Annotated in this window: 24 protein-coding genes; 9 read left to right on the plus strand and 15 right to left on the minus strand. The window is 63.8% G+C overall.

What is annotated here, in order from left to right:
- Nucleotides 1-19: 19 nt before the first annotated feature.
- The 4 genes from accC to BM408_RS19110 all read right to left on the minus strand — a co-directional run bounded on the left by accC (nt 20) and on the right by BM408_RS19110 (nt 3319).
- Nucleotides 20-1369 (minus strand): acetyl-CoA carboxylase biotin carboxylase subunit, encoded by a 1350-nt coding sequence (gene accC, locus BM408_RS19095; RefSeq protein WP_092131907.1) that lies wholly within the window; start codon nt 1367-1369, stop codon nt 20-22.
- 42 nt (nt 1370-1411) lie between these two features.
- A complete protein-coding gene (gene accB, locus BM408_RS19100) occupies nt 1412-1867 on the minus strand; it encodes an acetyl-CoA carboxylase biotin carboxyl carrier protein (protein WP_092131908.1) in 456 nt (151 codons plus the stop codon).
- 333 nt (nt 1868-2200) lie between these two features.
- On the minus strand, nt 2201-2758 hold the full coding sequence (locus BM408_RS19105) for a TlpA disulfide reductase family protein (RefSeq protein ID WP_254774882.1): 558 nt from the start codon (nt 2756-2758) through the stop codon (nt 2201-2203).
- Between the two features lie 6 nt (nt 2759-2764).
- Entirely contained in the window at nt 2765-3319 is a 555-nt protein-coding gene (locus BM408_RS19110; RefSeq protein ID WP_092131911.1) for a hypothetical protein, read from the minus strand.
- Between the two features lie 203 nt (nt 3320-3522).
- Between BM408_RS19110 and mpl the strand changes: the two genes are divergently transcribed.
- The gene (gene mpl, locus BM408_RS19115; protein WP_092131913.1) at nt 3523-4950 is read left to right on the plus strand and encodes a UDP-N-acetylmuramate:L-alanyl-gamma-D-glutamyl-meso-diaminopimelate ligase; all 1428 of its coding nucleotides are present in this window, start codon (nt 3523-3525) and stop codon (nt 4948-4950) included.
- Between the two features lie 104 nt (nt 4951-5054).
- Here the strand turns inward: mpl and BM408_RS19120 are convergent, their stop codons facing one another.
- From BM408_RS19120 to rodA, 5 genes are all read right to left on the minus strand, one after another.
- Nucleotides 5055-5366, minus strand: coding sequence for a hypothetical protein (locus BM408_RS19120; protein WP_092131914.1), 312 nt, complete (start codon nt 5364-5366; stop codon nt 5055-5057).
- Between the two features lie 96 nt (nt 5367-5462).
- A complete protein-coding gene (locus BM408_RS19125) occupies nt 5463-6587 on the minus strand; it encodes a 3-deoxy-7-phosphoheptulonate synthase (RefSeq protein ID WP_092131916.1) in 1125 nt (374 codons plus the stop codon).
- Nucleotides 6588-6832: 245 nt separating this feature from the next.
- A complete protein-coding gene (gene tldD, locus BM408_RS19130) occupies nt 6833-8356 on the minus strand; it encodes a metalloprotease TldD (protein ID WP_254774883.1) in 1524 nt (507 codons plus the stop codon).
- Nucleotides 8357-8415: 59 nt separating this feature from the next.
- Nucleotides 8416-9303 (minus strand): NAD(P)-dependent oxidoreductase, encoded by an 888-nt coding sequence (locus BM408_RS19135; RefSeq protein ID WP_254774884.1) that lies wholly within the window; start codon nt 9301-9303, stop codon nt 8416-8418.
- A 13-nt stretch (nt 9304-9316) separates the two neighbouring features.
- Nucleotides 9317-10471 (minus strand): rod shape-determining protein RodA, encoded by a 1155-nt coding sequence (gene rodA, locus BM408_RS19140; RefSeq protein ID WP_092131917.1) that lies wholly within the window; start codon nt 10469-10471, stop codon nt 9317-9319.
- 61 nt (nt 10472-10532) lie between these two features.
- Here rodA and BM408_RS19145 point away from each other — a divergent pair, with 61 nt between their 5' ends.
- The 5 genes from BM408_RS19145 to BM408_RS19165 all read left to right on the plus strand — a co-directional run bounded on the left by BM408_RS19145 (nt 10533) and on the right by BM408_RS19165 (nt 15772).
- Entirely contained in the window at nt 10533-11129 is a 597-nt protein-coding gene (locus BM408_RS19145) for a YqiA/YcfP family alpha/beta fold hydrolase (RefSeq protein ID WP_092131919.1), read from the plus strand.
- A 68-nt stretch (nt 11130-11197) separates the two neighbouring features.
- Nucleotides 11198-13258: a ribonuclease catalytic domain-containing protein gene (locus BM408_RS19150; protein WP_092131920.1), complete on the plus strand. Its 2061-nt coding sequence runs from the start codon at nt 11198-11200 to the stop codon at nt 13256-13258.
- A 38-nt stretch (nt 13259-13296) separates the two neighbouring features.
- Nucleotides 13297-14145 carry an energy transducer TonB gene (locus BM408_RS19155; RefSeq protein WP_092131922.1) on the plus strand — a complete coding sequence of 283 codons (849 nt, stop codon included), beginning with the start codon at nt 13297-13299 and terminating at the stop codon, nt 14143-14145.
- A 7-nt stretch (nt 14146-14152) separates the two neighbouring features.
- Nucleotides 14153-14992: a shikimate dehydrogenase gene (gene aroE, locus BM408_RS19160; protein ID WP_092131923.1), complete on the plus strand. Its 840-nt coding sequence runs from the start codon at nt 14153-14155 to the stop codon at nt 14990-14992.
- A gap of 30 nt (nt 14993-15022) precedes the next feature.
- Nucleotides 15023-15772: a transglycosylase domain-containing protein gene (locus BM408_RS19165; RefSeq protein WP_092131925.1), complete on the plus strand. Its 750-nt coding sequence runs from the start codon at nt 15023-15025 to the stop codon at nt 15770-15772.
- Here the strand turns inward: BM408_RS19165 and BM408_RS19170 are convergent.
- Complete coding sequence (locus tag BM408_RS19170) at nt 15769-16983, minus strand: DUF7933 domain-containing protein (protein ID WP_175541845.1); 1215 nt, start codon at nt 16981-16983, stop codon at nt 15769-15771. The genes BM408_RS19165 and BM408_RS19170 overlap by 4 nt on opposite strands.
- Before the next feature lie 133 nt (nt 16984-17116).
- Here BM408_RS19170 and BM408_RS19175 point away from each other — a divergent pair, with 133 nt between their 5' ends.
- The 3 genes from BM408_RS19175 to ruvC are packed head-to-tail and all read left to right on the plus strand — an operon-like array spanning nt 17117 to nt 19278.
- The gene (locus tag BM408_RS19175) at nt 17117-17728 is read left to right on the plus strand and encodes a lysophospholipid acyltransferase family protein (RefSeq protein WP_092131928.1); all 612 of its coding nucleotides are present in this window, start codon (nt 17117-17119) and stop codon (nt 17726-17728) included.
- Nucleotides 17728-18708 carry a phosphatidate cytidylyltransferase gene (locus BM408_RS19180; protein ID WP_092131929.1) on the plus strand — a complete coding sequence of 327 codons (981 nt, stop codon included), beginning with the start codon at nt 17728-17730 and terminating at the stop codon, nt 18706-18708. Before BM408_RS19175 ends, BM408_RS19180 begins: the two co-directional genes overlap by 1 nt.
- Before the next feature lie 21 nt (nt 18709-18729).
- On the plus strand, nt 18730-19278 hold the full coding sequence (gene ruvC / locus BM408_RS19185; RefSeq protein ID WP_092131931.1) for a crossover junction endodeoxyribonuclease RuvC: 549 nt from the start codon (nt 18730-18732) through the stop codon (nt 19276-19278).
- On the opposite strand, the gene BM408_RS23000 is transcribed toward ruvC, so the two are convergent.
- The 5 genes from BM408_RS23000 to BM408_RS19205 form a co-directional block, all read right to left on the minus strand.
- Complete coding sequence (locus tag BM408_RS23000; RefSeq protein ID WP_175541846.1) at nt 19275-19451, minus strand: hypothetical protein; 177 nt, start codon at nt 19449-19451, stop codon at nt 19275-19277. The genes ruvC and BM408_RS23000 overlap by 4 nt on opposite strands.
- Nucleotides 19452-19468: 17 nt before the next feature.
- Entirely contained in the window at nt 19469-20392 is a 924-nt protein-coding gene (gene lpxC, locus BM408_RS19190) for a UDP-3-O-acyl-N-acetylglucosamine deacetylase (RefSeq protein ID WP_092131932.1), read from the minus strand.
- A 239-nt stretch (nt 20393-20631) separates the two neighbouring features.
- The gene (gene ftsZ, locus BM408_RS19195; protein ID WP_092131934.1) at nt 20632-21861 is read right to left on the minus strand and encodes a cell division protein FtsZ; all 1230 of its coding nucleotides are present in this window, start codon (nt 21859-21861) and stop codon (nt 20632-20634) included.
- A 146-nt stretch (nt 21862-22007) separates the two neighbouring features.
- Nucleotides 22008-23237: a cell division protein FtsA gene (gene ftsA / locus BM408_RS19200; RefSeq protein WP_092131935.1), complete on the minus strand. Its 1230-nt coding sequence runs from the start codon at nt 23235-23237 to the stop codon at nt 22008-22010.
- 6 nt (nt 23238-23243) lie between these two features.
- A complete protein-coding gene (locus BM408_RS19205; protein WP_092131937.1) occupies nt 23244-24035 on the minus strand; it encodes a cell division protein FtsQ/DivIB in 792 nt (263 codons plus the stop codon).
- Nucleotide 24036: the final 1 nt, after the last annotated feature.

The following is a 24036-nucleotide window of genomic DNA, read 5'->3' on the forward strand; positions in this document are numbered from 1 at the left end:
TCGCGCGCCCAGGGACCGCTCAGCGTTCACGCTTTGACAGCCACTCTTCGAGGTAATGAATATTCGTCCCGCCATCCATGAACTTGGCATCCACCATGAGCTCGCGGTGCAGCGGGATGTTGGTGTTGATGCCTTCAACCACCGTCTCGGCCAGCGCCGTGCTCATGCGGGCCAGCGCTTGCTCACGCGTATCGCCGTGCACGATGATCTTGCCGATCATGGAGTCGTAGTTGGGCGGCACAAAGTAATTGGCGTAAATGTGCGAGTCCACCCGCACACCCGGCCCGCCCGGCGTGTGCCAGGTCGTGATGCGGCCCGGCGAGGGAACGAACTTGTAGGGGTCTTCCGCGTTGATGCGGCATTCGATGGAATGGCCCTTGAGCTCGATGTCACGCTGGGCGAAAGGCAGCTTTTCACCCGCCGCCACCATGATCTGGGTGCGCACGATGTCCACGCCGGTAATCCACTCGGTGACGGGGTGCTCCACCTGCACGCGGGTGTTCATCTCGATGAAGTAGAACTCGCCGTTTTCATAGAGAAACTCAAAGGTGCCCGCACCGCGGTAGCCGATCTTCTTGACGGCGGCCACGCAGCGCTCGCCGATGCGCTCGATCAACTTGCGCGGAATGCCGGGCGCCGGCGCTTCTTCAATGACTTTCTGGTGGCGCCGCTGCATGGAGCAGTCGCGCTCGCCCAGCCAGACCGCATTTTTATGCTGGTCGGCCAGGATCTGGATTTCAATGTGCCGCGGGTTCTGCAGGAATTTCTCCATGTAGACCTCGGGGTTGCCGAAAGCCGCGCCGGCTTCAGCCTTGGTGGTCTGCACCGCATGCAGCAGGGCCGCCTCGGTGTGCACCACGCGCATGCCGCGCCCGCCGCCGCCGCCGGCCGCCTTGATGATGACGGGGTAGCCGATCTGCTTGGCGGTGCGCTTGATGAAGACCGGGTCGTCAGGTAGCGCGCCTTCCGAGCCGGGCACGCAGGGCACGCCGGCCTTGATCATGGTCTGCTTGGCCGAAACCTTGTCGCCCATGATGCGGATGGATTCGGGCGTGGGGCCGATGAACTTGAAGCCGCTTTTTTCCACCCGCTCGGCAAAGTCGGCGTTTTCGCTCAGGAAGCCGTAGCCGGGGTGGATTGCTTCCGCGTCGGTCACCTCGGCCGCCGAGATGATGGCCGGCATGTTGAGGTAGCTGTCTTTGGAGGGCGCGGGGCCGATGCAGACCGACTCGTCGGCCAGCTTGATGTATTTCGCTTCGCGGTCAGCCTCGGAATAGACCATCACGGCCTTGACGCCGAGCTCGCGGCAGGCGCGCTGGATGCGCAAGGCGATCTCTCCGCGGTTGGCGATCAGTATTTTCTTGAACATGCGTCGGTAAGCCTGGTTTGAACAAGGGGGCGAAGCGCCCGCTTACTCAATGATGAAGAGGGGTTGGCCGTATTCAACAGCCTGGCCGTTTTCCGAAAGAATCTTGGTGACCGTGCCGGATTTGTCGGCTTCGATCTCGTTGAGGATCTTCATGGCCTCAATGATGCAGATGGTCTCGCCTTCCTTGACGACGCTGCCCAGCTCGACAAAAGGCTTGGCGCCGGGGCTGGCGGAGCGGTAGAAGGTGCCCACCATGGGCGACTTGACGGAGTGACCGGCCGGTGCGGCGGGGGCTGCCTCGGCCACCGGGGCGGCGGGGGCGCCGGCCGCAGGGGCCGCAGCGGGAGCTGCTACCATGGCAACCGGCTGCTGCATCACGAGCGGGGCGCCGCTGGATTTGACGATACGCACCTTGCCTTCGGCTTCGGTGATCTCCAGTTCAGACACGTTGGACTCCGAAACGAGGTCGATCAGGGTCTTGAGTTTTCTTAAATCCATGGGTTCTCTCCAACGACGGTAGATGCTGGCGCGAGGATTTCAGCGCAGCGTCTGAATAAAAGCCTGAAAACCGGCCGAGCGCATTGCCTGTACCGATCTCCCTTCTTTTTTCATTTACTTCCTGCTTTTGTGCCCTAAAGCACGTATCAGTTAATTACTGCAGGCGTCAACCGGGGCGGCTGAGCCTGTGAGAGCGCAGAGTGTACATCAAGCCGGAGGCCTCCCCAAGCCCCTACCGGCGACCTGCTTGCCCATCAATAAACGAACATACCACGGCCGTTCGATGCAAGTCGACGCGCGTTCCCGTCATTTAGATCAAAACAGAATCAAACCCTACTTGAGCTTGGCCCAAAGCGCCAGCTCTTCAGGTTTGACCTGGCCGATCTTGCGGTGAAGCAGCTCGCCGGTGGCGCTGAACACCGCTGTAAAAGGCAGGCTGCCGGCCAGGTTGCCCAGCGACTTGCTGAGCTCCGTGCCGCCCAGGCCGGCCATGCCGACCGGGAAATGCAGCGGCTTGGTCTGCAGCCACTCACGCACTTTGCTGGGCTGATCGACCGCCAAGCCCACAACCTGGATGTTTTTGTCGCGGTTTTCCTGGAAGAAGTAATCCAGCAAAGGCAGCTCTTCGACGCAGGGCGGGCACCAGGTCGCCCAGAAATTGACCAGCAGGAGCTTGCCGCGAAAGCTGCTCATGGACAGGTTTTTGCCGTCCGGCGTGTCGAAGTTCAGGCTCCAGAACGCGTCGGTCGCGTTGCCAGTTGCAGCGCCGGGGGCCGGCGCCACGATCTTCTCATCTACCTGATGGGGCTGGAATTTCCACCAGGCAGCGCCGGCGCCGGCCAGGCCCGCCAAAGCGGCTGCTCCGCCATAAATCATGTTTCTGCGGTTCACGTGTTCTCAAGCTCCGGGTTGGGTGGACAGCAATTTTTGCACGGCAGCCAGATCGCCTCGGGGGCTGCGCCCCTTGGCGTCGGGCTTGAGGGCGCCGCGCAGGTCGTCGTGGTCGTAAACCATCAGGTGCACGCCAACGGTTTCGTTCAGAGGTTTGCACACACTTCGCAAACTGAGCGCTTCCACGCTGTCGCCGGTAAAACCAGTGACGGTGCGCGGCTCGTAGTCCACATTGTGTTCAATCAGCGCGATTTCGGCCGATTTGGGGTCGTCGCAAAAGAGCTGGATATAGATATCGGACAGCCGGGTGGCCGTGCCGTGCCAGACCGCCCCGCCCAGATAGGGCCGAAACTGCGCCAGCCGCTCCATCCAGACCAGCGCCAGCTCGCGCAGGGCGGCCAGCTCGGCCGGCTGGGTGTCGGCGCAAAACAGCGCGATGTATTCACGCACGGCGTCTTCCAACTCGTCATTGCCGGGCAGCTCGGTACGCGCGGGCAGCGCCATCTGCTTGACGGCGCGGCGCTTGGCCGGGCCGTATTCCAGCCCTTCTTCCACGACCATTGCGGCGGCCGTGGCGGCGATTTCGGATTTGAGTGTGTGAGGGGTCAAGGTCGGCAGGCCCCGGGGGCCAGAAGATATACGGGGGAGGCGAAGCGATTGTGCCCCGGTTAGGGTCGCGCAGGCCCTGAAAGTTCACCGACGGCCCGCACCGGCCATCCCGGTGGCGGCTGGCCGCCAAAAAGCCCTGCCTAGAATACAGGCCCATGCACATACATATTCTGGGAATCTGCGGCACTTTCATGGGTGGCCTGGCCGCCCTGGCGCGGGAGGCGGGACACAAAGTCACGGGTTGCGACACCGGCGTCTACCCGCCCATGAGCGACCAGCTCCGCGGCCTGGGAATTGAGCTGATAGAGGGTTACGGCGCCGACCAGATGGCGTTTGAGCCCGATGCGTTTGTGGTCGGCAATGTGGTGTCCCGCGCCCGCCAGCCGGACGGCAGCCCAAGATACCCGCTGATGGAAGCCATCCTCAACAGCGGCAAGCCCTACACCAGCGGCCCGCAATGGCTGTCGGGCCATGTGTTGCACCACCCGACGCACCACGCCACCGGCCCGCGCCATGTACTGGCCGTGGCTGGCACGCACGGCAAAACCACCACCACCGCCATGCTGACCTGGATCCTGGAGCATGCGGGGCTCAAGCCGGGTTTTCTGGTCGGCGGTGTGCCGCTGAACTTCGGCGTGTCGGCCCGGCTGGGCGACGGCAACACCTTTGTGATTGAGGCCGACGAGTACGACACCGCGTTTTTCGACAAGCGCAGCAAGTTTGTGCACTACCGCCCGCGCACCGCCATCCTGAACAACCTCGAATTCGACCACGCCGACATCTTTGACGACCTGGCGGCCATAGAGCGGCAGTTCCATCACCTGGTGCGCACTGTGCCCTCACACGGCCGCGTGGTCGTCAACGCGGCCGAAGCCAGCCTGCAGCGCGTGCTGGCCAAGGGCTGCTGGAGTGAGCAGATGCTTTTTGGCGGCGGCCTGCTGAATAAAGACGGCTTTACCGCCCAGGGCGAGCCACACGACTTCCAGGTGCTCAAGGCCGGGCAGGCCGTGGCCCATGTGCAGTGGGGTATCAGCGGCGTGCACAACCAGCTCAATGCGCTGGCCGCCATTGCCGCGGCCGAACATGTGGGCGTCGCGCCCGAAGCCGCCGCCCAGGCGCTGGCCTCGTTCCAGAACGTCAAGCGCCGCATGGAAGTGCGCGGCGTGGTGGCGCGCGCCAGCGGCAACATCACGGTGTATGACGATTTCGCCCATCACCCGACGGCCATCCACACCACGGTGGACGGCCTGCGCCGGCAGCTCACCGCCGCCGGCAAGGGTAGCGAACGCATCCTGGCGATCTTCGAGCCGCGCAGCAACACCATGAAACTGGGCGCCATGACGGCCCAGTTGCCCTGGAGCCTGGAGCAGGCCGACCTGGCCTTTTGCCACGCCGGCGGGCTGGACTGGGATGCGCGCGCCGCGCTGGCGCCCATGGGTGACCGGGCGCAGGTGGCCGGCACCATCGAGCAGCTGATTGAGCAGGTGCTGGCCGCGGCGCGGCCGGGCGATCATTTGCTGTGCATGAGCAATGGCGGCTTTGGCGGAATTCACGCGAAGTTGCTTGCGGCGCTGAAGTCCTGAGGGGAAGCCCCGGCTGGTCGGTAATTGGCCCGCTATTAATTCAGGAGCTGCTTACGCTCTACCCACGCGGCTTGCAGGCCTTAATGGCTTGCAAAAACTGCGATTCAGAAACTGATGCTGAGCGTTGTGACATCCACATGCACCACAGGCTTACCCAGCGCAGCGCTGGACGCCCGGGCAAACTCCTGAGCCCATTTGGCCTCGGCAAACTTCGCCGGGCCGGCTGCCTGGGCCACCACGACCACCTTGTCGGCAGTCAGCAACTTGCCAGTGGGCCGCAGCGGCTCGCAACCCATTTGGGTGAACTGGTCGTCCAGCCACCAGCGTGCCACATCGTGCGGCATGGGTTGCACTTCGTTGAGGTCCAGGCGGATGGGCGCGATGCCCTTGAAGGTCACACTGACTTCGCTGCGCATGATGGGCTCCTGGTCAAGAGCCCATGGTCGGCGACTTGCGGGTCTGGCGGCTATTCGCACAAACCCGCAAGCGGCTGACGGTTCTTTTCTTTTTTCTTATTTGGCGGCGCGGCGCTTGAGCACGGCAGCCGACAGAATTTCCAGCACATCCAGCGAGTCGTTCCAGCCCAGGCAGGCGTCGGTGATGCTTTTGCCGTATTCCAGCGCTTTCGAGTCGTCCTTGCCGGGGGTGAATTTCTGCGCGCCGGGGTTGAGGTGGCTTTCCACCATCAGGCCGAATACATGGCGCGAGCCGCCCGCCACCTGACCGGCGATATCGCGGGCCACTTCAACCTGCTTTTCATGCTGCTTGGAGCTGTTGGCGTGGCTGCAGTCCACCATCAGCGTGGCCGGCAGCTTGGAGGCCTCGAGCTCCTTGCAGGCCGCCGCGACGCTGGCCGCGTCGTAGTTGGGCGCCTTGCCGCCGCGCAGAATGACGTGGCAGTCCTTGTTGCCGTTGGTCTGCACGATGGCGACCTGGCCGTTTTTGTGCACCGACAAAAAATGGTGGCCGCGCGCCGCCGCCTGGATGGCGTCAGTCGCGATGCGGATGTTGCCGTCGGTGCCGTTCTTGAAGCCGATGGGCGCCGACAGGCCCGAAGCCAACTCGCGGTGCACCTGGCTTTCGGTCGTGCGCGCGCCGATGGCGCCCCAGGAAATCAGGTCGCCGATGTACTGCGGCGAAATCACGTCAAGGAACTCGCTGCCGGCGGGCAGGCCCAGGCGGTTGATGTCGATCAGCAGCTGGCGCGCAATGCGCAGGCCTTCGTCGATGCGGAAGGTTTCATCGAGGTAGGGGTCGTTGATCAGGCCTTTCCAGCCGACGGTGGTGCGGGGCTTTTCGAAGTAGACGCGCATCACGATTTCCAGCGTGCCTTCGTACTTCTTGCGCTGGTCGACCAGTTTGCGTGCGTATTCCAGCGCGGCCATCGGGTCATGGATGGAGCACGGGCCGATGACGACGAGCAGGCGGTCGTCTTTGCCCTGGATGATGTTGTGGATGCCCTTGCGGGTTTTGCTGATCAGCGTCTCGACGGCGGTGCCGCGGATCGGGAAAAAGCGGATGAGATGCTCGGGAGGGGGTAGCACGGTGATGTCCTTGATGCGTTCGTCGTCGGTCTGGCTGGTCTTTTCGACGGTCGCATACCAGTTGTCGCTGGCGGAGGTGGCTTTGGCATTCATCGCTGGTTTCCTTTTCTAGATATCGTTCAATTCAGGATTCGTTCAAACATCAACAATCGGGACACGCAAAAAAAAACCGCCGGAGGGCCGGCGGTTTTTGGAGAATCGGTGCGTTTTATCGGGTCACGCCTTGATCTCTCTACCGCCGGAAGCGCTTGAGAACCAAAAGTAACCAAAATAAAACTTGGCGGAATTCATAAGCTGAAATGTAGCACAGGTCAAAAAGTAGGCAATTCAGACCCGGATCAGGCCGTTCCGCCCACCGTCAGGCCGTCGATGCGCAGCGTCGGCTGGCCGACGCCCACCGGCACGCTCTGGCCTTCCTTGCCGCAGGTGCCCACGCCGCTGTCCAGCGCCATGTCATTGCCCATCATGGTGACGCGGGTCAGCGCGTCGGGGCCGTTGCCGACAATCGTCGCGCCCTTGACGGGGTACAGGATCTTGCCGTTTTCAACCCAAAAGGCCTCGCTGGCCGAGAACACGAACTTGCCGGAAGTAATGTCGACCTGGCCGCCGCCGAAGTTGGTGGCGTACAGGCCCTTTTTGATGCTGGCCACGATTTCTTCAGGCTGCTTGTCGCCGCCCAGCATATAGGTGTTGGTCATGCGCGGCATGGGCACATGGGCGTAGCTTTCGCGGCGGCCGTTGCCGGTGGGCTTGACCTTCATCAGGCGCGCATTGAGCGAATCCTGGATATAGCCTTTCAGAATGCCGTCTTCAATCAGCACATTGCGCTGGCTGGCGTGGCCCTCGTCGTCCACATTGAGCGAGCCGCGGCGGTCGGCAATCGTGCCGTCGTCCAGCACCGTCACGCCCTTGGCTGCGACGCGCTGGCCGATCTTGCCGGAGAACGCGCTGGAGCCTTTGCGGTTGAAGTCGCCTTCCAGGCCGTGGCCGATGGCTTCGTGCAGCAAGATGCCGGGCCAGCCCGAACCCAGCACCACCGTCATTTCGCCGGCCGGTGCGGGGCGCGCGTCCAGGTTGGTCAGCGCGGCTTTCACCGCGTCGTTCACATATTCGGCGATCTGCGCGTCGTCAAAGTAGGCCAGGCCAAAACGTCCGCCGCCGCCGCCCGAGCCGACTTCACGGCGGCCCTTTTGCTCGGCAATCACCGTCACGCTCAGGCGCACCAGCGGGCGCACATCGGCGGCCAGCGTGCCGTCGGCGCGCACCACCATCACCACGTCGTACTCACTGGCCAGCCCGGCCATCACTTGCACGATGCGCGGGTCTTTGGCCTTGGCGAGTTTTTCAACTTTTTCGAGCAGCTTGACTTTGGCGGTGCTGTCCAGCGTGGCGATCGGGTCCAGCCCCTCGTAGAGCGAACGGCTGCCGGCAATCTTGCGGGCCGGCGTCTTCACGCGGGCCGACTTGCCGCCGGCAGCAATGCTGCGCACAGTGCGCGCCGCGTCGAGCAGCGAGGCTTCGGAAATGTCGTCGGAATAGGCAAAGGCGGTTTTTTCGCCGCTCACGGCGCGCACACCCACACCCTGGTCGATGCTGAAGGAGCCGGTTTTCACGATGCCCTCTTCCAGGCTCCAGCCTTCGCTGCGGGTGTACTGGAAGTAAAGGTCGGCGTCATCGGCGCCGTGCGAGGTGATTTCGCCCAATGCACGGCCCAAATGCGCCTGCGTGAGGCCAAACGGCGCCAGCAGCAGCTTTTCAGCGATCTCCAGCCGCCCGGATGTGGACGCCGCCGTCGGCTTGGCCGTCGATGAGGCCGTGGACTTGTTGGAGGCGGAGGCGGGGGTGGAGCGAAGTGAGGTCATTGGGCCATTGTAGGCAGTCTGCGCCGCCTGACATGCCCCATGGGCATTGCCGGCCAGGCTCAGGATTTACCGGCCAGGTGCTTGAGATGCTTAAAGAGGGCCGCGTCATCCTCACCGGCCAGCCCGGCCTGGTGCGCGTCGGCAAACACCTGGCTGGCGCGCAGGCCCAGCGGGCCGTCAAACCCCGCTGCGCGGGCCGCCTCCATGGCCAGCCGGGTGTCTTTTTCGAGCAGGGTCACATGCGCGCGCGGGGCGTAGTCGCCGGCAATTGCGCGGCGCAGGCGGTCCGAGCCTATCCAGCTTTGCCCGCTGGACTGCTCGATCACGTCCAGCGTGGTGCTGAGGTCCAGCCCCAGCCGCCCGGCCAGCGCCAGTGCCTCGGCGGCGCCCACCAGGTTGATGCCGGCCAGCAGGTTGTTGACCAGCTTGGTGCGGGCGCCGTCCCCGGGCTTCTGGCTGATGCGGAAGACCTTGACTGACAGGGCCTGCAGCAGTGCTGCCTGCTGCGCATACACCTCGTCCGCGCAAGCCAGCATCAGGCTCATGGAGCCGTCGCGGGCCCGCGCAGGCCCGCCCGACATAGGCGCGTCCAGCGTGTGCACACCGCGCGCAGCCAGGCGGCTGGCGAAAGATTCGACGTCTTGCGGGGAAATCGTGGGGCACAGCATCACGGCATGGCCGGGTTGCAGCATGCGGGTCAGGCCCTGGCCGTCAAACAGCACATCTTCGGTTTGCACGGCGTCCACCACGCAGATGATGAAAGCCAGCGAATCGGCGGCAGCTTCGGCCGGGGAGTCGATGGCCGTAGCGCCCAGCGCCACCATGTCGGCGACCTTGTCCGCATCGATATCGCAGACCTGTACCGCCCAGCCCTGGCTCAACAAGTTGGCGGCCATGCCGCCGCCCATATTGCCCGCCCCAATGACTGTCACGAGCTGGGGGTTCACGCCAAGGTTCCGTTCAGGACTGCACCAGCCGCTTGGCCTTGGCGATCGACATCAGCATGCCTATGGCCAGCCCCAGTGTGACCATGGCGGTGCCGCCGTAGCTGATGAAAGGCAGGGGCACGCCCACCACCGGCAGGATGCCGCTGACCATGCCCATATTGACAAAGGCGTAGGTGAAAAAAATCATGGTCAGCGCGCCGGCCAGCAGGCGCGCAAACAGCGTCGAAGCCTCCAGCGCAATCGCCAGCCCGCGCAGGATGAGGAAGATGAAACCGGCGATCAGCAGCAGATTGCCCAAGAGGCCGAACTCTTCGGAATAGGCCGCGAAGATGAAGTCGGTGGTGCGCTCGGGGATGAACTCCAGGTGCGTCTGGGTGCCGGCCATAAAGCCCTTGCCGGTAATACCGCCCGAGCCGATGGCGATCATGCCCTGGATGATGTGAAAACCCTTGCCCAGCGGGTCGCGCGACGGGTCGAGCAGCGTGCAGATGCGCTGCTGCTGGTAGTCGTGCAAGACTGGCCAGCGCATACCGTCGGCGCACAGCAGCGGCTCATACCAGACGATCAGGAACACACCGATCAGCCCCAGCAAGGCGGGCGGCAGGATCAGCTTCCAGCTCAGGCCGGCAAAAAAGATCACCGCCAGGCCCGCGGCCAGCACCAGCAAGGAGGTGCCGAGATCAGGCTGCTTCATGATCAACCCGACCGGGATGATGAGCAGCAAGCCGGCAGCCAGAAAGTCCAGCGGGCGCAGCTGGCCTTCGCGTTTCTGGAACCACCAGGCCAGCATCAGCGGCATGGCGATCTTGAGGATTTCGCTGGGCTGGATGACCACGCCCACATTCAGCCAGCGCTTTGCGCCCTTTTTGGTGATGCCGAAAACCGCCACCGCGACCAGCAAGGTGACGCCGGCGATATACAGCGGCACGGCAAAGGCCATCAGGCGCTGCGGCGGGACCTGCGCCACCACAAACATGATGGCCCCGGCGATCAGCATGTTGCGGCCGTGGTCGACAAAACGGGTGCCGTGGTCATAGCCGGACGAATACATGATCAGGAGGCCCGCGCAAGCCAGCAGGAAGACGGCAAACGCCAGCAGCCCGTCAAAACCCTGCAGCATGGGCAGCGTGCGCTGGTAGAGGGAAGGTTTGTCGAAAACGGCGGACATGGCCTGATTATCCGACAGCCCGGCTGGCAGGGGGCAGGGTCCACCCGTCTAACATGACGCCATGCGCACCACCCACCTGCTTTACCTGCACGGCTTCCGGTCTTCACCCCAATCCGTCAAGTCCCGCAAGATGGCGGCCCTGGTGCAAGAGCGCCACCCCGCCGTGCAATGGTGGTGTCCGCAACTGCCGGCATCACCCCAGGCCGCGCTGGAAATGGTCTTTGATGGGATCGCGGGCTGGCCGCAGCAGGCCGGCTACCAAAGCATGGCGGTGATCGGCTCGTCTCTGGGCGGCTTTTACGCCACCGCGGTGGCCGAGCGCACCGGTTGCAAGGCGGTGCTGCTCAACCCGGCGGTGGAACCGGCGCGCGACCTGGCGAAGTACATTGGCGAACAAACCGCCTGGCACAACCCGAGCGAGCATTTTTTCTTTGAACCGCGCTTTGTCGACGAGCTCAGGTCACAGCACGCCGGGCCACTGAAAACACCCGGCAATTACCTGGCCGTCATCGCCAAGGGCGACGAAGTGCTGGACTGGCGGGAAATGACGGCACGTTATGCGGGCGCCCGCATCCGGCTGCTGGAAGGCGGCGACCATGCGCTGAGCGACTTTGATACCCACGTGCCTGAAATCCTGGACTTTCTCGCTTTGGCCTGAAGCCTCCCCCGAAACCGGGGCTGATTACACTAGTCCCAAGTCATCAAAGACGCCAAAGGGATCCCGTTTTGTTTGTATTGTTTGAAGAAGCCGGCAAGTTCCTGGCCGGCCGCATTTTGTCCGAGAGCGACGCATCGCTGCAGGTCGAGCTCGACTCGGGCAAGCGCGTGAAGGTCAAGGGCGTCAACGCCCTGCTGAGATTTGAAAAACCCTCGCCCGCCGACATGGTGGCTGCGGGCCAAAAACTGAGCCAGGACATCGAGCTGGACCTGGCCTGGGAATTTGCCAGCGAAGAGGAATTCGGTTTTGCCGACCTGGCGCGCGACTATTTCAGCGCCGACGGCAAGGCTGCCTCGCTGGAACAGCAGGCCGCCGCCCTCTTTCGCCTGTACGACGCGCCGCATTATTTCCGCCGCGCCGGCAAGGGCCGCTTCAAAAAGGCGCCGGCCGAAATCCTGCAGCAGGCGCTGGCCGCCATCGAGAAGAAAAAACAGATCGCGGCGCAGATCACCGCCTGGGCCGAAGAACTGGGCCGCGGCGAATGCCCGGCGCCGGTGCGCGAGCAGCTTTACAAAATCCTCTTCAAGCCCGACAAGAACAGCGCCGAGTACAAGGCCGTGGTCGAGGCCTCGCGCGCCACGCACACCGCGCCGCTGGACTTGCTGCAAAAAGCCGGCGCCATTGCTTCGCCCTACCAGTTTCACTGGAAGCGCTTTTTGTTTGAGAACTTCCCCAAGGGCACGGGCTTTCCGGCCTTGCAGGCGCCTGAAGTCAAAGACGAGTTGCCGCTGGCCGATGTGAAAGCGTTTTCCATCGACGACTCGGCCACCACCGAAATCGACGATGCACTCTCCGTGCAAGGTTTGGGCAGTGGCACCATCACCCTGGGCATCCACATCGCCGCGCCGGGCCTGGCCGTACTGCCCGGCAGCCCGATTGACACCGTGGGCCGCGCGCGGCTTTCCACCGTCTATATGCCCGGCTACAAGCTGACCATGCTGCCGGACGACATCGTCAAAAGCTACACGCTGCAGGAAGGCCGCAACTGCCCCGCCCTGTCGCTCTACCTCACGCTGGACGAAGCCACGCTGGAGATCAAGGAAAGCGTGACCCGGCTGGAGCAGGTGCCCATCGTGAGCAACCTGCGCCACGATGTGCTGGACAGCACCTTCACCGAAGCCTTCTTTGAAGCCGCACAGAGCAGCCCGCCCACCGACGTGCAATGGGGCGTGGAGCTGACCTTCTTGCACCGGCTGGCCAAACATCTGAAGGCACAGCGCGAAATCGTGCGCGGCAAACCCGAGAATTTCAACCGGCCCGACTACAACTTCCGCCTCGATAACCCCACGGGCGGCGAGCCCCAGGGCAACGAGACGGTCAGCATCAGCACCCGCCAGCGCGGTGCGCCGCTGGATTTGATCGTGGCCGAGGCCATGATTCTGGCCAACAGCACCTGGGGCCAGTGGCTGGCCGAGCACGGTGTGCCCGGCATTTACCGCAGCCAGGCGAGCCTGGCGCCCGGCGTGAAGGTGCGCATGGGCACCAAGGCCCTGCCGCATGCAGGCATAGGCGTGAAAAGTTACGCCTGGAGCACCTCGCCGCTGCGCCGCTACACCGACCTGGTCAACCAGTGGCAGATCATTGCCTGCGCCCGCCACGGCCGCACGGCCGCGCTGGCCGCCCCTTTCAAGCCCAAAGACGCCGAGCTGTTTTCCATCATCTCGGGCTTTGATGCGGCCTACAGCGCCTACAACGGTTTTCAGGCCGGCATAGAGCGCTACTGGACGCTGAAATACCTGCAGCAAAACAACATCACCGAACTCACGGCCACGTCCTTCAAGGACAACCTGGTGCGCGCCGACGAGCTGCCGCTGGTGCTGCCGGCCGTGGGCGCGCAAGGCCTGCCGCGCGGCGCGAAAGTGCGTGTGAAGCTGGGCGAGATCGACGAGATCACGCTGGATATTTCGGGCACGGTGATCGATCGGCTGGATGTGGAAATCGATGAGTCGCCCGACCCGTTGGGCGAAGAAGACGGCGAATCCGAGATGGCCGCAGGGCCGATCTCGATTGCAGTCGATGTTAACGAGCCACAAACCGACGCCGCTGCGGCGGCTCCGGTGGCGGGTTGACACCGAAACGCATGCAGAAACGCCGATAATCTCCTTCTGTGAAATCACCCAGCACACTGCAAATCGCTCTCGGCGCTTCCATCGCCTTTCATGTGGTGTTGCTGACGGTGCGTTTTGTCGACCCGGAGCGTTTTAACCGCGTGTTCCAGGACACGCCGCTGGAAGTGATCCTGGTCAACGCCAAATCCAACGAAAAGCCCGACTTCGCCAAGGCCATCGCACAGGCGTCCCTCGCCGGCGGCGGTGAGGCGGAAAAAGGCCGGGCCACCTCGCCTCTGCCGCCATCGGCCCTGATGGAGCTGGGCGACGCCACCGAAGACGCACAGCGCAAAGTCGAGTCGCTGCAGGAGCAGCAAACCCAGCTGCTGGCCAGCATCAAAAAGCAGCTGGCCTCCATGCCGCCGCCCGACCTGACACAACCCGCCAACAACCCGGCGCAGGCCGAGCGTGAAGAAAAGCGCAAGCAGCTGATCAAGATCCTGGCCGAGATCGAGCGCCGCATCAACGAAGAAAATGCGCGCCCCAAGAAGCGCTACATCAGCCCGGCCACGCGCGAAGAGGTCTACGCGGTCTACTACGACGAGCTGCGCCGCAAGATCGAAGACAAGGGCACGGTGAACTTCCCCGAGCAGGCCGGCAAAAAACTGTATGGCGAGCTGACCATGGTCGTCACCGTGAATTTCGACGGCAGCGTGATCGACACCGAGGTCGTGCAGACCTCGGGCAACCTGACGCTGGACCGGCGCGCGCAAAGCATCGTGCGCGGCACCGGGCCTTTCGGCAAGTTCAACGATGCCATGCGCCGCCGGGCCGACCAGATTGTTGTTGTGTCGCGCTTCAAGTTCACGCGCGACGACACGCTTGAGACCAAACTCACCAGCCGCTGACATTGCCATGGATCAGTATTACGTCCTGGGCAACCCGATTGCGCACAGCAAGTCACCATTCATCCACGCGCGCTTTGCCGAGCTGACCGGCCAGCCGCTGCAGTACGAGCGCCTGCTGGTGCCGCTGGAGGCCTTTGCTGCCACCCTGGCACGGCTGGTGCAAGACGGCGTTAAAGGCTGCAACGTCACCGTGCCTTTCAAGCTTGACGCCTTTGAGGCTGCAACGACCCTGACCGACCGGGCGCAACTGGCCCGGGCCGTCAACACGCTGCGGCTGGACGGCGGCATCGTCCATGCCGACAACACCGACGGCGTGGGCCTGGTGAACGACATCCAGCACAATGCCGGCGTCGCCCTGGCCGGGCGCGATGTGCTGCTGATAGGCGCGGGCGGCGCGGGCGCAGGCGCCCTGGGGCCGCTGCTGGCGGCCGGGCCGCGCCGGCTGGTGCTCGTCAACCGCACGCGGGCCAAGGCCGACGCGCTGGCCGACAGCCACAAGGCGCATCCATCCATGCAGGCCTTGCTACAAAAAACAGAGCTGCTTACACACGATTTACAAGGGCTACAGGGCAATTTTGATGTCGTCATAAACGCCAGCGCCAGCAGCCTGGCGGGCGCCGATGTGCCGGTGGCGGCCAGCGTGCTCAAGCCCGGCGCCCTGGCCTGCGACATGATGTACGGCCCTGCCGCAGCCGGCTTTATGGCCTGGGCCAAAGACCACGGCGCCACGCCGCGCGACGGCCTGGGCATGCTGGTGGAACAAGCCGCCGAGGCCTTTGAGCTGTGGCGCAAGGTGCGCCCGCCTTCGGCGCAGGTGCTGCGGGAAATGCGGGCGCAGTTCGGGTAAGGCCGATAAGCGAATGAAGGTGCGCGCATCATGAAAGCACTGCTCCGCTTGCTGGGCCTCGGGCTGATCGCGGGCCTGGCGCTGCAACTGTTTTTTGTGGCGCGCATCGCCATGATGGCCGTGGTGAACCCGGAGTCCACCGCCTTCCAGCGTTCTGAGGCCTACCTGATCACGCGCAACACCGGCTCGCTGAAATGGCGTCAGCAGTGGGTGCCTTACAGCGAGCTGCCGGCCTACCTCAAGCGCGCCGTCATCGCATCTGAAGACGCCAGCTTTGCCGAGCATGACGGCGTGGACATGGAAGCGCTGGAAAAAGCCTGGGACAAAAACGCCAAGGCCGAGCAACGCGCCGCGCAGTCGGCCAGCCGGCTGGCCCCGGCCAAAGCGGCGGCAGCGCCGGCCAAGCCGGTAAAGATCGTGGGCGGCTCCACCATCACGCAGCAGCTGGCCAAAAACCTTTTCTTGTCGGGCGAGCGCACCTTGCTGCGCAAAGGCCAGGAGCTGGTGCTGACCCTGCTGCTGGAAGCCCTGCTGAGCAAGGAACGCATCCTGGAGATTTACCTCAACAGCGTGGAATGGGGCGAAGGCATCTTCGGCGCGGAGGCCGCGGCCCAGCACTACTACCGCAAGCCCGCGGCCAAGCTCAGCGCCTATGAGGCCGCGCGCCTGGCCGTGATGTTGCCCCGGCCCAAGTACTTTGAAACGCGGCCCGGCTCAGGCTACCTGGCCTCGCGCGCCAGCACCATCGTGGCCCGCATGGGCGGCGTAGAGCTCCCTTAGCGCTTGACCACCAGCGAAGCCGACCCCGGCACCGTATTGCGGCCGATGTCGGTTTGCAGGCTGCCCGGCGGCGCGGCGGTGGTGTAGTTGCCGGCCTGCGCCGCGCGGACCTTGACGATCACCGAGCACCCGCCATTGCGTATGGCCATGCCGGCATCGACAGTCACCGTGTTGCCGCCCGGCGCCGCATTGACGGCGCCCAGGCAACTGCCACTCAGGCTGAGCGGCGTGGCGACCACAAGGCCTGCTGGCAAGGTTTGCGTGAACGGTGCGCTCAAGATGGCGCCGCGAGCGCCGGTGGCGCCAAAATGCATCTCCAGCGCGCTGGGTGCGCCGGGCGCAACCGCCGCCGGCGTGAATACCTGGTTGACCACAGGCGGGTTCGCCGCGTTGCCGGTCACCATCAGATCCCGCACCTCATGCACATTCTTGGCGCCGCCGGTGCTGCCGGCCACGCCCACACTCAACGCGGCAGGCGCGGCATAGGGAAAGTCTGCATTGGTCACCAGGCGCCGGTAAGGGCCGGCCGCGCCGTCACGCATATCAACATTGATGGTGTAGCCCGGGCCCGCCGCCTTGGGCGAGAGGGTCATCACGACCTGGCGCGCCACCGGGCGCGCGGTGGCTGTGGCCTGGTCGACATTGCCGGGCACGGCTACATGGGCAATGAAGGGGTTGCCGGCAGCCACCGGGCCGCGCAGCACCAGCGCCTGCGGCGCGCCGCCGGGGCCGCCGCCGCCCGCGCAGTTGTCTGCCGGGCTGGAGAAATTGCCGTACTCGTCCAGCGCCAGCGCCAGGTAGCCGCCCGCGCCCTTGCAGTAACCCAGGCCGCCGCCCGGCAGCGCACCCGCCATGTTTTGCGTGGCGTCATACAGAAACACCGTGATGCCGTCGGCGCCCGGCGCACCGCCGCCCCATGAGGCATAGCTGAAAGCGAGTGTCACGCCGCCCTGCGCGCTGAAACTGGCGGCGGTGTACCGCACATTGCCCTGCGCACGGCCGACATTGCCCGTAAGCCGGAGCCAGCCGGCGCCTTCGGCATCGGCAACAGGCGCTGTCAGCGCCACTGCCCCGCCCGGCGTCCAGCCTGGGTCCAGTGTGGAGGCCGAGAAACGCCCGTGGACCTGGAACTGGCCCCAGGCGGCGCATGAAAGCACCAGACATGCACCGCCGGCCAGCCAGCGGGACAAAGACGCCCCACGCGGGGACATGGCAGAAAAAGTGGAGGTATGAAATTTCAGCATGAACAACAAACAGAAGTATTAAAGACAGGCGTACCTTGCTGTGTACCAGAATAGCTCGATTCGCGCCAGACAGTCACGGCGGGAACGTATCATCGGCGCCATGCTTGCCAAAATAATGAGCCTTTTCCTGCTGGGGCTGATCCGGACACTGACCGGCGCCCAGGCCCGCTGGCAGGGTTGCCCGCCCAAAGCCGAGCAGCGCATCTACTTCGCCAACCACCAAAGCCATGCCGACCTGGTGCTGATGTGGGCGGCGCTGCCTGAAGAGTTGCGCAGCATCACCCGCCCCATCGCGGCCAAGGATTATTGGACCAAGACGCCGTTCAAGCAGTGGATCACCACGGCGGTCTTCAACGCCATCTATGTGGACCGCGCCAAGACCGGCGACCAGGACCCGCTGGAGCCGCTGATCGAGGCACTGACCAACGGCGACTCCATCATCCTGTTCCCGGAAGGCACGCGCGGCAACCAGGAAGAGCCGCAAAAGTTCAAGGCCGGCCTTTACAACCTGGCGCTCAAGTTTCCGCATGTGGTGCTGGTGCCGGCCTGGATCAACAACGTGCAGCGCGTCATGCCCAAGGGCGAAGTCGTGCCGGTGCCCATCCTGTGCTCAGTCACCTTCGGTGCGCCGATTTCGCTGGCCCCCGGTGAAGACCGGGGCGAATTCCTGACGCGCGCGCGCCAGGCGGTGATGGAGCTGCGGGAATCCTGATGAACACCTTTTTGCGCAACCTTTCCCCCTCGCAGCAGGTCGGCCTGCTCTTTGTGCTGGTGTTCGGCGTGCTGACGCTCATCAGCGTGGCCGCCTTTGTGATGTCGCTCAAAGACACGCACGAGGACGACCTGCACACCCAGAAACTCAAGGAGTTCAACGGCCTGCTGCGCACCTCGTGGCTGATGTCCACCGTGTTCTGGATCGGCTGGACGCTGGGCGAAACCGTGGCCACGGTGCTGTTCGGACTGGTGGCGTTTTTTGCGCTGCGCGAGTTCATCACGCTCTCACCCACACGACAGGGCGACCACCGCAGTCTGGTGCTGGCCTTCTTTGTGGTGCTGCCGGTGCAGTTCGCGCTGGTCATCACGCGGCGCTTTGACCTCATCACCGTGTTCATCCCGGTGTATGTGTTCCTGGCGATCCCGGTGGTCAGCGCGCTGGCCGACGACCCGCAGCGCTTTCTGGAGCGCAACGCCAAGCTGCAGTGGGGCATCATGGTCTGCGTCTACGGCATGAGCCATGTGCCCGCGCTGATGCTGCTGAAATTTCCCAACTACGAGGGCAAGAACGCCTTTTTGGTGTTCTTTCTGGTGTTTGTGGTGCAAAGCTGCATGATTGTGGAGTACCTGGTGGGCCGCAAGCTGCAGCGCCCGCCGAGTGCGCCCAATGTGAGCAAGAGCTTTAACTGGACCAGCTGGCTGATTGCCGTGGTGGTGGCCAGCCTGCTGGGCGGCCTGCTGGCGGGCCTGACGCCCTTCAAGCCCGCGCAGGCAGTGGCCATGGCCTTTATCGCCTGCGTGTCGGGCTCGCTGGGCCACCTGGTGATGAAGGCACTCAAGCGCGACCGCGGCATTCCCAACTGGGGCAAACGCGGCGTGGGCGTCACCGGCGCCAGCGGGCTGCTGGACCGGGTGGACGCGCTGTGCTTCGGCGCACCGATCTTCTTCCATTCGGTCCGCTGGTACTTCGGCCTTTAGGCCTCTTCCGTCCCTATTGCCATGCGCATCCTAGGCATAGACCCCGGCCTGCAGACTTCCGGCTTCGGCGTGGTAGATGTGGACGGCCAGCACCTTCGTTACGTGGCCAGCGGCACCATCAAGACCACGCACCTGGAACGCGCCGACCTGCCCGGCCGGCTCAAGGTGCTTTTTGAAGGTGTGTGCGAGGTGGTCGAACGCTACCAGCCCGATGCGGCCTCGGTCGAGATCATATTTGTCAACGTCAACCCGCAAGCCACTTTGCTGCTGGGTCAGGCGCGCGGGGCTTGCATCACCGCACTGGTTTCACGCGAACTGTCGGTGGCTGAATACACCGCCCTGCAGCTCAAGAAGGCCGTGGCTGGCTACGGCAAGGCCGGCAAGGCCGAGGTGCAGGAAATGGTGATGCGGCTGTTGAAGTTGCCGTCACTGCCCGGCAAGGATGCGGCCGACGCGCTAGGGCTGGCCATTACCCACGCCCATGTAGGCAGCGCCATGGCGCGGCTGGCGCAGGCCAGTGGCACGGGTGCGCAGATAACGGGAAATTACCGGGGTGGGCGCAGCCGCTAGGCAATGCGCTCGAGAATCAGCACCGCGAAAAATCCAAACGCCGCGATCAGCGTCCACTTGAGGATGGTGAGTCCGTAGCGTTTGAAGCGCACCTGGCCGGTGCCGGCGTAAAACATGAACGACACCACGGCCGCCAGCAGGAAAAGCAGGATGAGCCAGCGAAACAGCAGCATTGAAGAAGCCTGCCCGGCTACCAGGCGCGCGCCAGAGTGGCAAAGCCCTGTGGCGCTTTTTTCTCGTCTTCAAAAGTGACGACCTCGTAGGCGTCCTTGTGCGCCAGCAGTTCGCGCAGCAGCTTGTTGTTCATCGCGTGGCCGGAGCGGAATGCGCCGTACGCGGCCAGCAGCGGCTTGCCGATCAAATACAGGTCGCCCATGGCGTCGAGGATCTTGTGCTTCACGAACTCGTCGTTGTAGCGCAGGCCGTCGCTGTTGAGCACCTTGTAGTCGTCCATCACGATAGCGTTGTCCAGCCCGCCGCCCAGGGCCAGGCCGTTGGCGCGCATCATTTCCACGTCTTTGGTGAAGCCGAAGGTACGGGCCCGCGCGATGTCACGCGTATAGGCGCCCGAGCCCATGTCGAACTCCACACGCTGGCCGGTGGAGTCCACTGCCGGGTGGTCGAAATCAATTTCAAAGCTGAGCTTGTAGCCTTCGTAAGGACTCAAGCGAGCCCACTTGGTGTTGGCGCCCTCGCCTTCGCGCACTTCCACCGGCTTGATCACCCGGATAAAACGCTTGGGCGCAACCTGCAGCGCAATGCCTGCCGACTGCAGCAAAAACACAAACGACGAAGCCGAACCATCCAGAATCGGCACTTCTTCGGCCGTGATGTCGACATACAGGTTGTCGATGCCCAGGCCCGCACAGGCCGACATCAGATGCTCAACGGTATGCACCTTGGCACTGCCGCTGGAAATCGTCGACGCCAGCCGCGTATCCGTCACCGCCTGCGCAGAGATCACGATATCCACCGGCTGCGGCAAATCCACACGGCGAAACACAATCCCCGTGTCCGGCGCAGCAGGCCGCAAAGTCAACTCCACCCGCTGCCCACTGTGCAGGCCCACGCCCACGGCCTTGGTCAGTGATTTAAGCGTTCTTTGGGCAAGCATGGTGTCTATTTTAGGCGGCGCAAGGCCATTTCAAGGGTAGGGGATAGCAATGCCGGGCATAGGCAGAGTGCATTGGGGCACCAGCAACGAGCGCCCGGCCCACTACCCAAACGCGATTAATGGGATGGAAAGCGTAGCGAGCGCCCCGAGGTTGCGTCGAGGAGCGGAGCCGTACTAAGGTACGGCGAGCACCGCAAACGCAAGATCGGGTCGCGCAGTAGCTTTACACCCATTAATCGTTAGTCGGCTTGTTTGCGGAGGAATGCTGGTATCTCAAAGTCGTCCATTCCTCCCGACGCAAGCGCATCCACCTTCGCAGCCGCCTGCGTCCGGTTCGTACGCCAAACACTAGGCACTGCCATATTTCCATAATCCGGCTGCGCCGAGCCCGTGCTCATCTGTGTCGCACCCGTAGCACCGGCCGTTGCATTCAGCGTAGGCACATTAAACGGCACGTTGTCAGTACCGGTGCGCAGCACCTGCAGCGGCGGCGCATGGCGGCGCACGCCCTGGCGGGACAGACCGGTCGCAACCACGGTCACGCGGATGTCGTCGCCCAGCTCGTCGTCATAGGCCGTGCCGTAGATCACATGCGCATCAGGCGATGCATAAGCGCGGATGGTGTTCATCGCCAGCTTGGATTCGCTCAGCTTGAGCGAACCCTTGGCTGCCGAGATCAGCACCAGCACGCCCTTGGCGCCTGACAGGTCGATGCCTTCCAGCAGCGGGCAGGCCACGGCCTGCTCAGCGGCGATGCGCGCGCGGTCAGGGCCGTTGGCCTTGGCCGTGCCCATCATGGCCTTGCCGGGTTCACCCATCACGGTGCGCACGTCTTCAAAGTCGACGTTCACATGGCCGGGAACATTGATGATTTCGGCAATGCCGCCCACGGCGTTTTTCAGCACGTCGTTGGCATGCGCGAAAGCTTCGTCCTGCGTGACGTCGTCGCCCAGCACTTCGAGCAGCTTCTCGTTCAGCACCACGATCAGCGAGTCGACGTTGGCTTCGAGCTCGGCCAGGCCCAGGTCGGCGTTGGTCATGCGGCGGCCGCCTTCGAACTCGAAAGGCTTGGTCACCACGCCGACCGTCAGGATGCCCATCTCTTTGGCGATGCGCGCGATCACAGGCGCAGCACCGGTGCCCGTGCCGCCGCCCATGCCGGCGGTGATAAACAGCATGTGCGCGCCGTCGATGGCGCTGCGAATGTCGTCCGCCGCCAGTTCGGCCGCGTCACGGCCCTTGTCGGGCTTGCTGCCCGCGCCCAGGCCGCTGTTGCCCAGCTGGATGGTCTTGTGCGCGCTGCCGCGGCTGAGCGCCTGTGCGTCGGTGTTGGCGCAGATGAACTCGACGCCTTGCACGCCGCATTCGATCATGTGCCCGACGGCGTTGCCGCCACCGCCGCCCACACCGATCACCTTGATCTGTGTGCCCTGGTTGAATTCTTCGATTTCAATCATTTCGATGCTCATTGGGAGCCTCCTAATCAATAAACTGCAGTTGCCAATAATCGGAAATTTGTATTTATGGTTGACATGGCTTTCTCATGCAGGGGGATCCGCCCCGCCGGAATGCATGCAACGCGAAGGCCTGCCGATAAAAGTGGAATAGGTTTTCATCAGAAGTTCCCCACAAACCAGTCTTTGACACGGCCGAATGCGTTGTGCACGCTGCCCGCCTTTTGCGACACCTTGTAGCCCCGCATGCGCGCCAGCCGGGCCTCTTCGAGCAGGCCCATGACGGTGGCGGCTCTCGCCTGGGCCACCATGTCGGACAGCGCGCTCGAGTAACGCGGTATGCCGCGCCGCACCGGTTTGAGGAAGATGTCTTCGCCAAGCTCCACCATGCCCGGCATGACAGCGCTGCCACCGGTGATGACGATGCCCGAGGACAACACTTCTTCGTAACCCGACTCGCGGATCACCTGCTGGACCAGCGAGAAAATCTCTTCAATGCGCGGTTCGATCACGCCGGCCAGGGCCTGCTTGCTCAGCATGCGCGGGCCGCGGTCACCCAGGCCCGGGACTTCCACCTGGGTATCCGGGTCGGCCAGCAACTGCTTGGCATAACCGCTCTCCACCTTGATGTCTTCGGCGTCTTTGGTGGGCGTGCGCAGCGCCATGGCGATGTCGCTGGTGATGAGGTCGCCGGCAATCGGGATCACCGCCGTGTGCCGGATGGCGCCGCCCGTGAAGATGGCAACGTCGGTGGTGCCGGCGCCGATATCCACCAGCGCCACACCGAGCTCCTGCTCGTCCTGCGTCAGCACCGAGAGGCTGGAAGCCAGCGGGTTCAGCATCAACTGGTCGACTTCCAGCCCGCAGCGGCGCACGCACTTGATGATGTTTTCGGCCGCGCTTTGTGCCCCGGTCACGATGTGCACCTTGGCTTCCAGGCGGATGCCGCTCATGCCGATGGGTTCGCGCACATCCTGCCCGTCGATGACAAACTCCTGCGGCTCCACCAGCAAGAGACGCTGGTCGGTCGAGATATTGATGGCCTTGGCGGTTTCGATGACCCGCGCCACGTCGGCTTGCGTGACTTCCTTGTCTTTCACCGCCACCATGCCGCTGGAGTTGATGCCGCGGATGTGGCTGCCGGTGATGCCGGTGTAGACACGGGCGATCTTGCAGTCGGCCATCAGCTCGGCCTCTTTCAGGGCCTGCTGGATGCTTTGCACCGTGGCGTCGATGTTGACGACCACGCCGCGCTTCAAGCCGTTGCTCGCCGCAATGCCCAGGCCTGCCAGCTTGAGCTCGCCGCCCGGCATGACCTCGGCCACCACCGCCATGACCTTGCTGGTTCCGATGTCCAGCCCGACCACCAGATCTTTGTATTCCTTGGCCATATCTATTTACCTTTTTTTCTTTCCGTCGTCTTTGTCAGCGGGATTTCCCGTGGTGACGCCCTTGAGCTTGACTGCATACCCGTTGCCGTAACGCAGGTCGGCTGACTCCAGCTCGCGCCCATACCGGGCCGACACCTGCGTCAGCGTGGCAAGAAAGCGGCGCGTGCGCGTCTGTATTTCATCGACGGAGCCATGCCCCAGTTCAAGCAGGGCGCCGCTGTCCAGCTGGGCGCGCCAGCTGCCCTGGCCGCTCAACTGAAGCTGCACCAGTGTCGAATCCGTCTCGTCAAACAGCGGCGAGAGCACCTGGTAGGCCTGCAGCACCAGCGGCGCCTGACCGGGCGGGCCATTGAGCATTGGCAGGTCTTCGGCTTCCACATCACCCTGATTGGCTTCGAACACCTCGCCAAAGCTGTTGACCAGCCGGGCATCGCCTTCGGAGCCCCAGAAGGCCACCGGCTTGTGCTCCTGCAGCACGACCTTGAGGCGGTTGGGGAATTCGCGCTGCACCAGCGCCCGGCGCACCCAGGGCACCGACTCGAACACCGCGCGCGTGGCGGCCAGGTCGACCGTGAAGAAGTTGCCCGCCAGCCGGGGCGCCACGTTGGCGCGCAAGGTCACCGCGTTGTTGTGAATCAGGTCGCCCTGCACGCGGATCGCGCTCAGGTTGAACAGGGACTGCCGCATCAGCCATGCCACGCCCAGGGCCACGAGCATGGCGGCAAACGCCAGGCCCAGAACCACCGAGAAGGTGTTCATGAGCTTGACGTCCAGCGGCATGGGCGTTGACAGGGGCATG

Origin of the sequence: Polaromonas sp. YR568 (assembly GCF_900116715.1) — a bacterium.
Classification (GTDB): domain Bacteria; phylum Pseudomonadota; class Gammaproteobacteria; order Burkholderiales; family Burkholderiaceae_C; genus Polaromonas.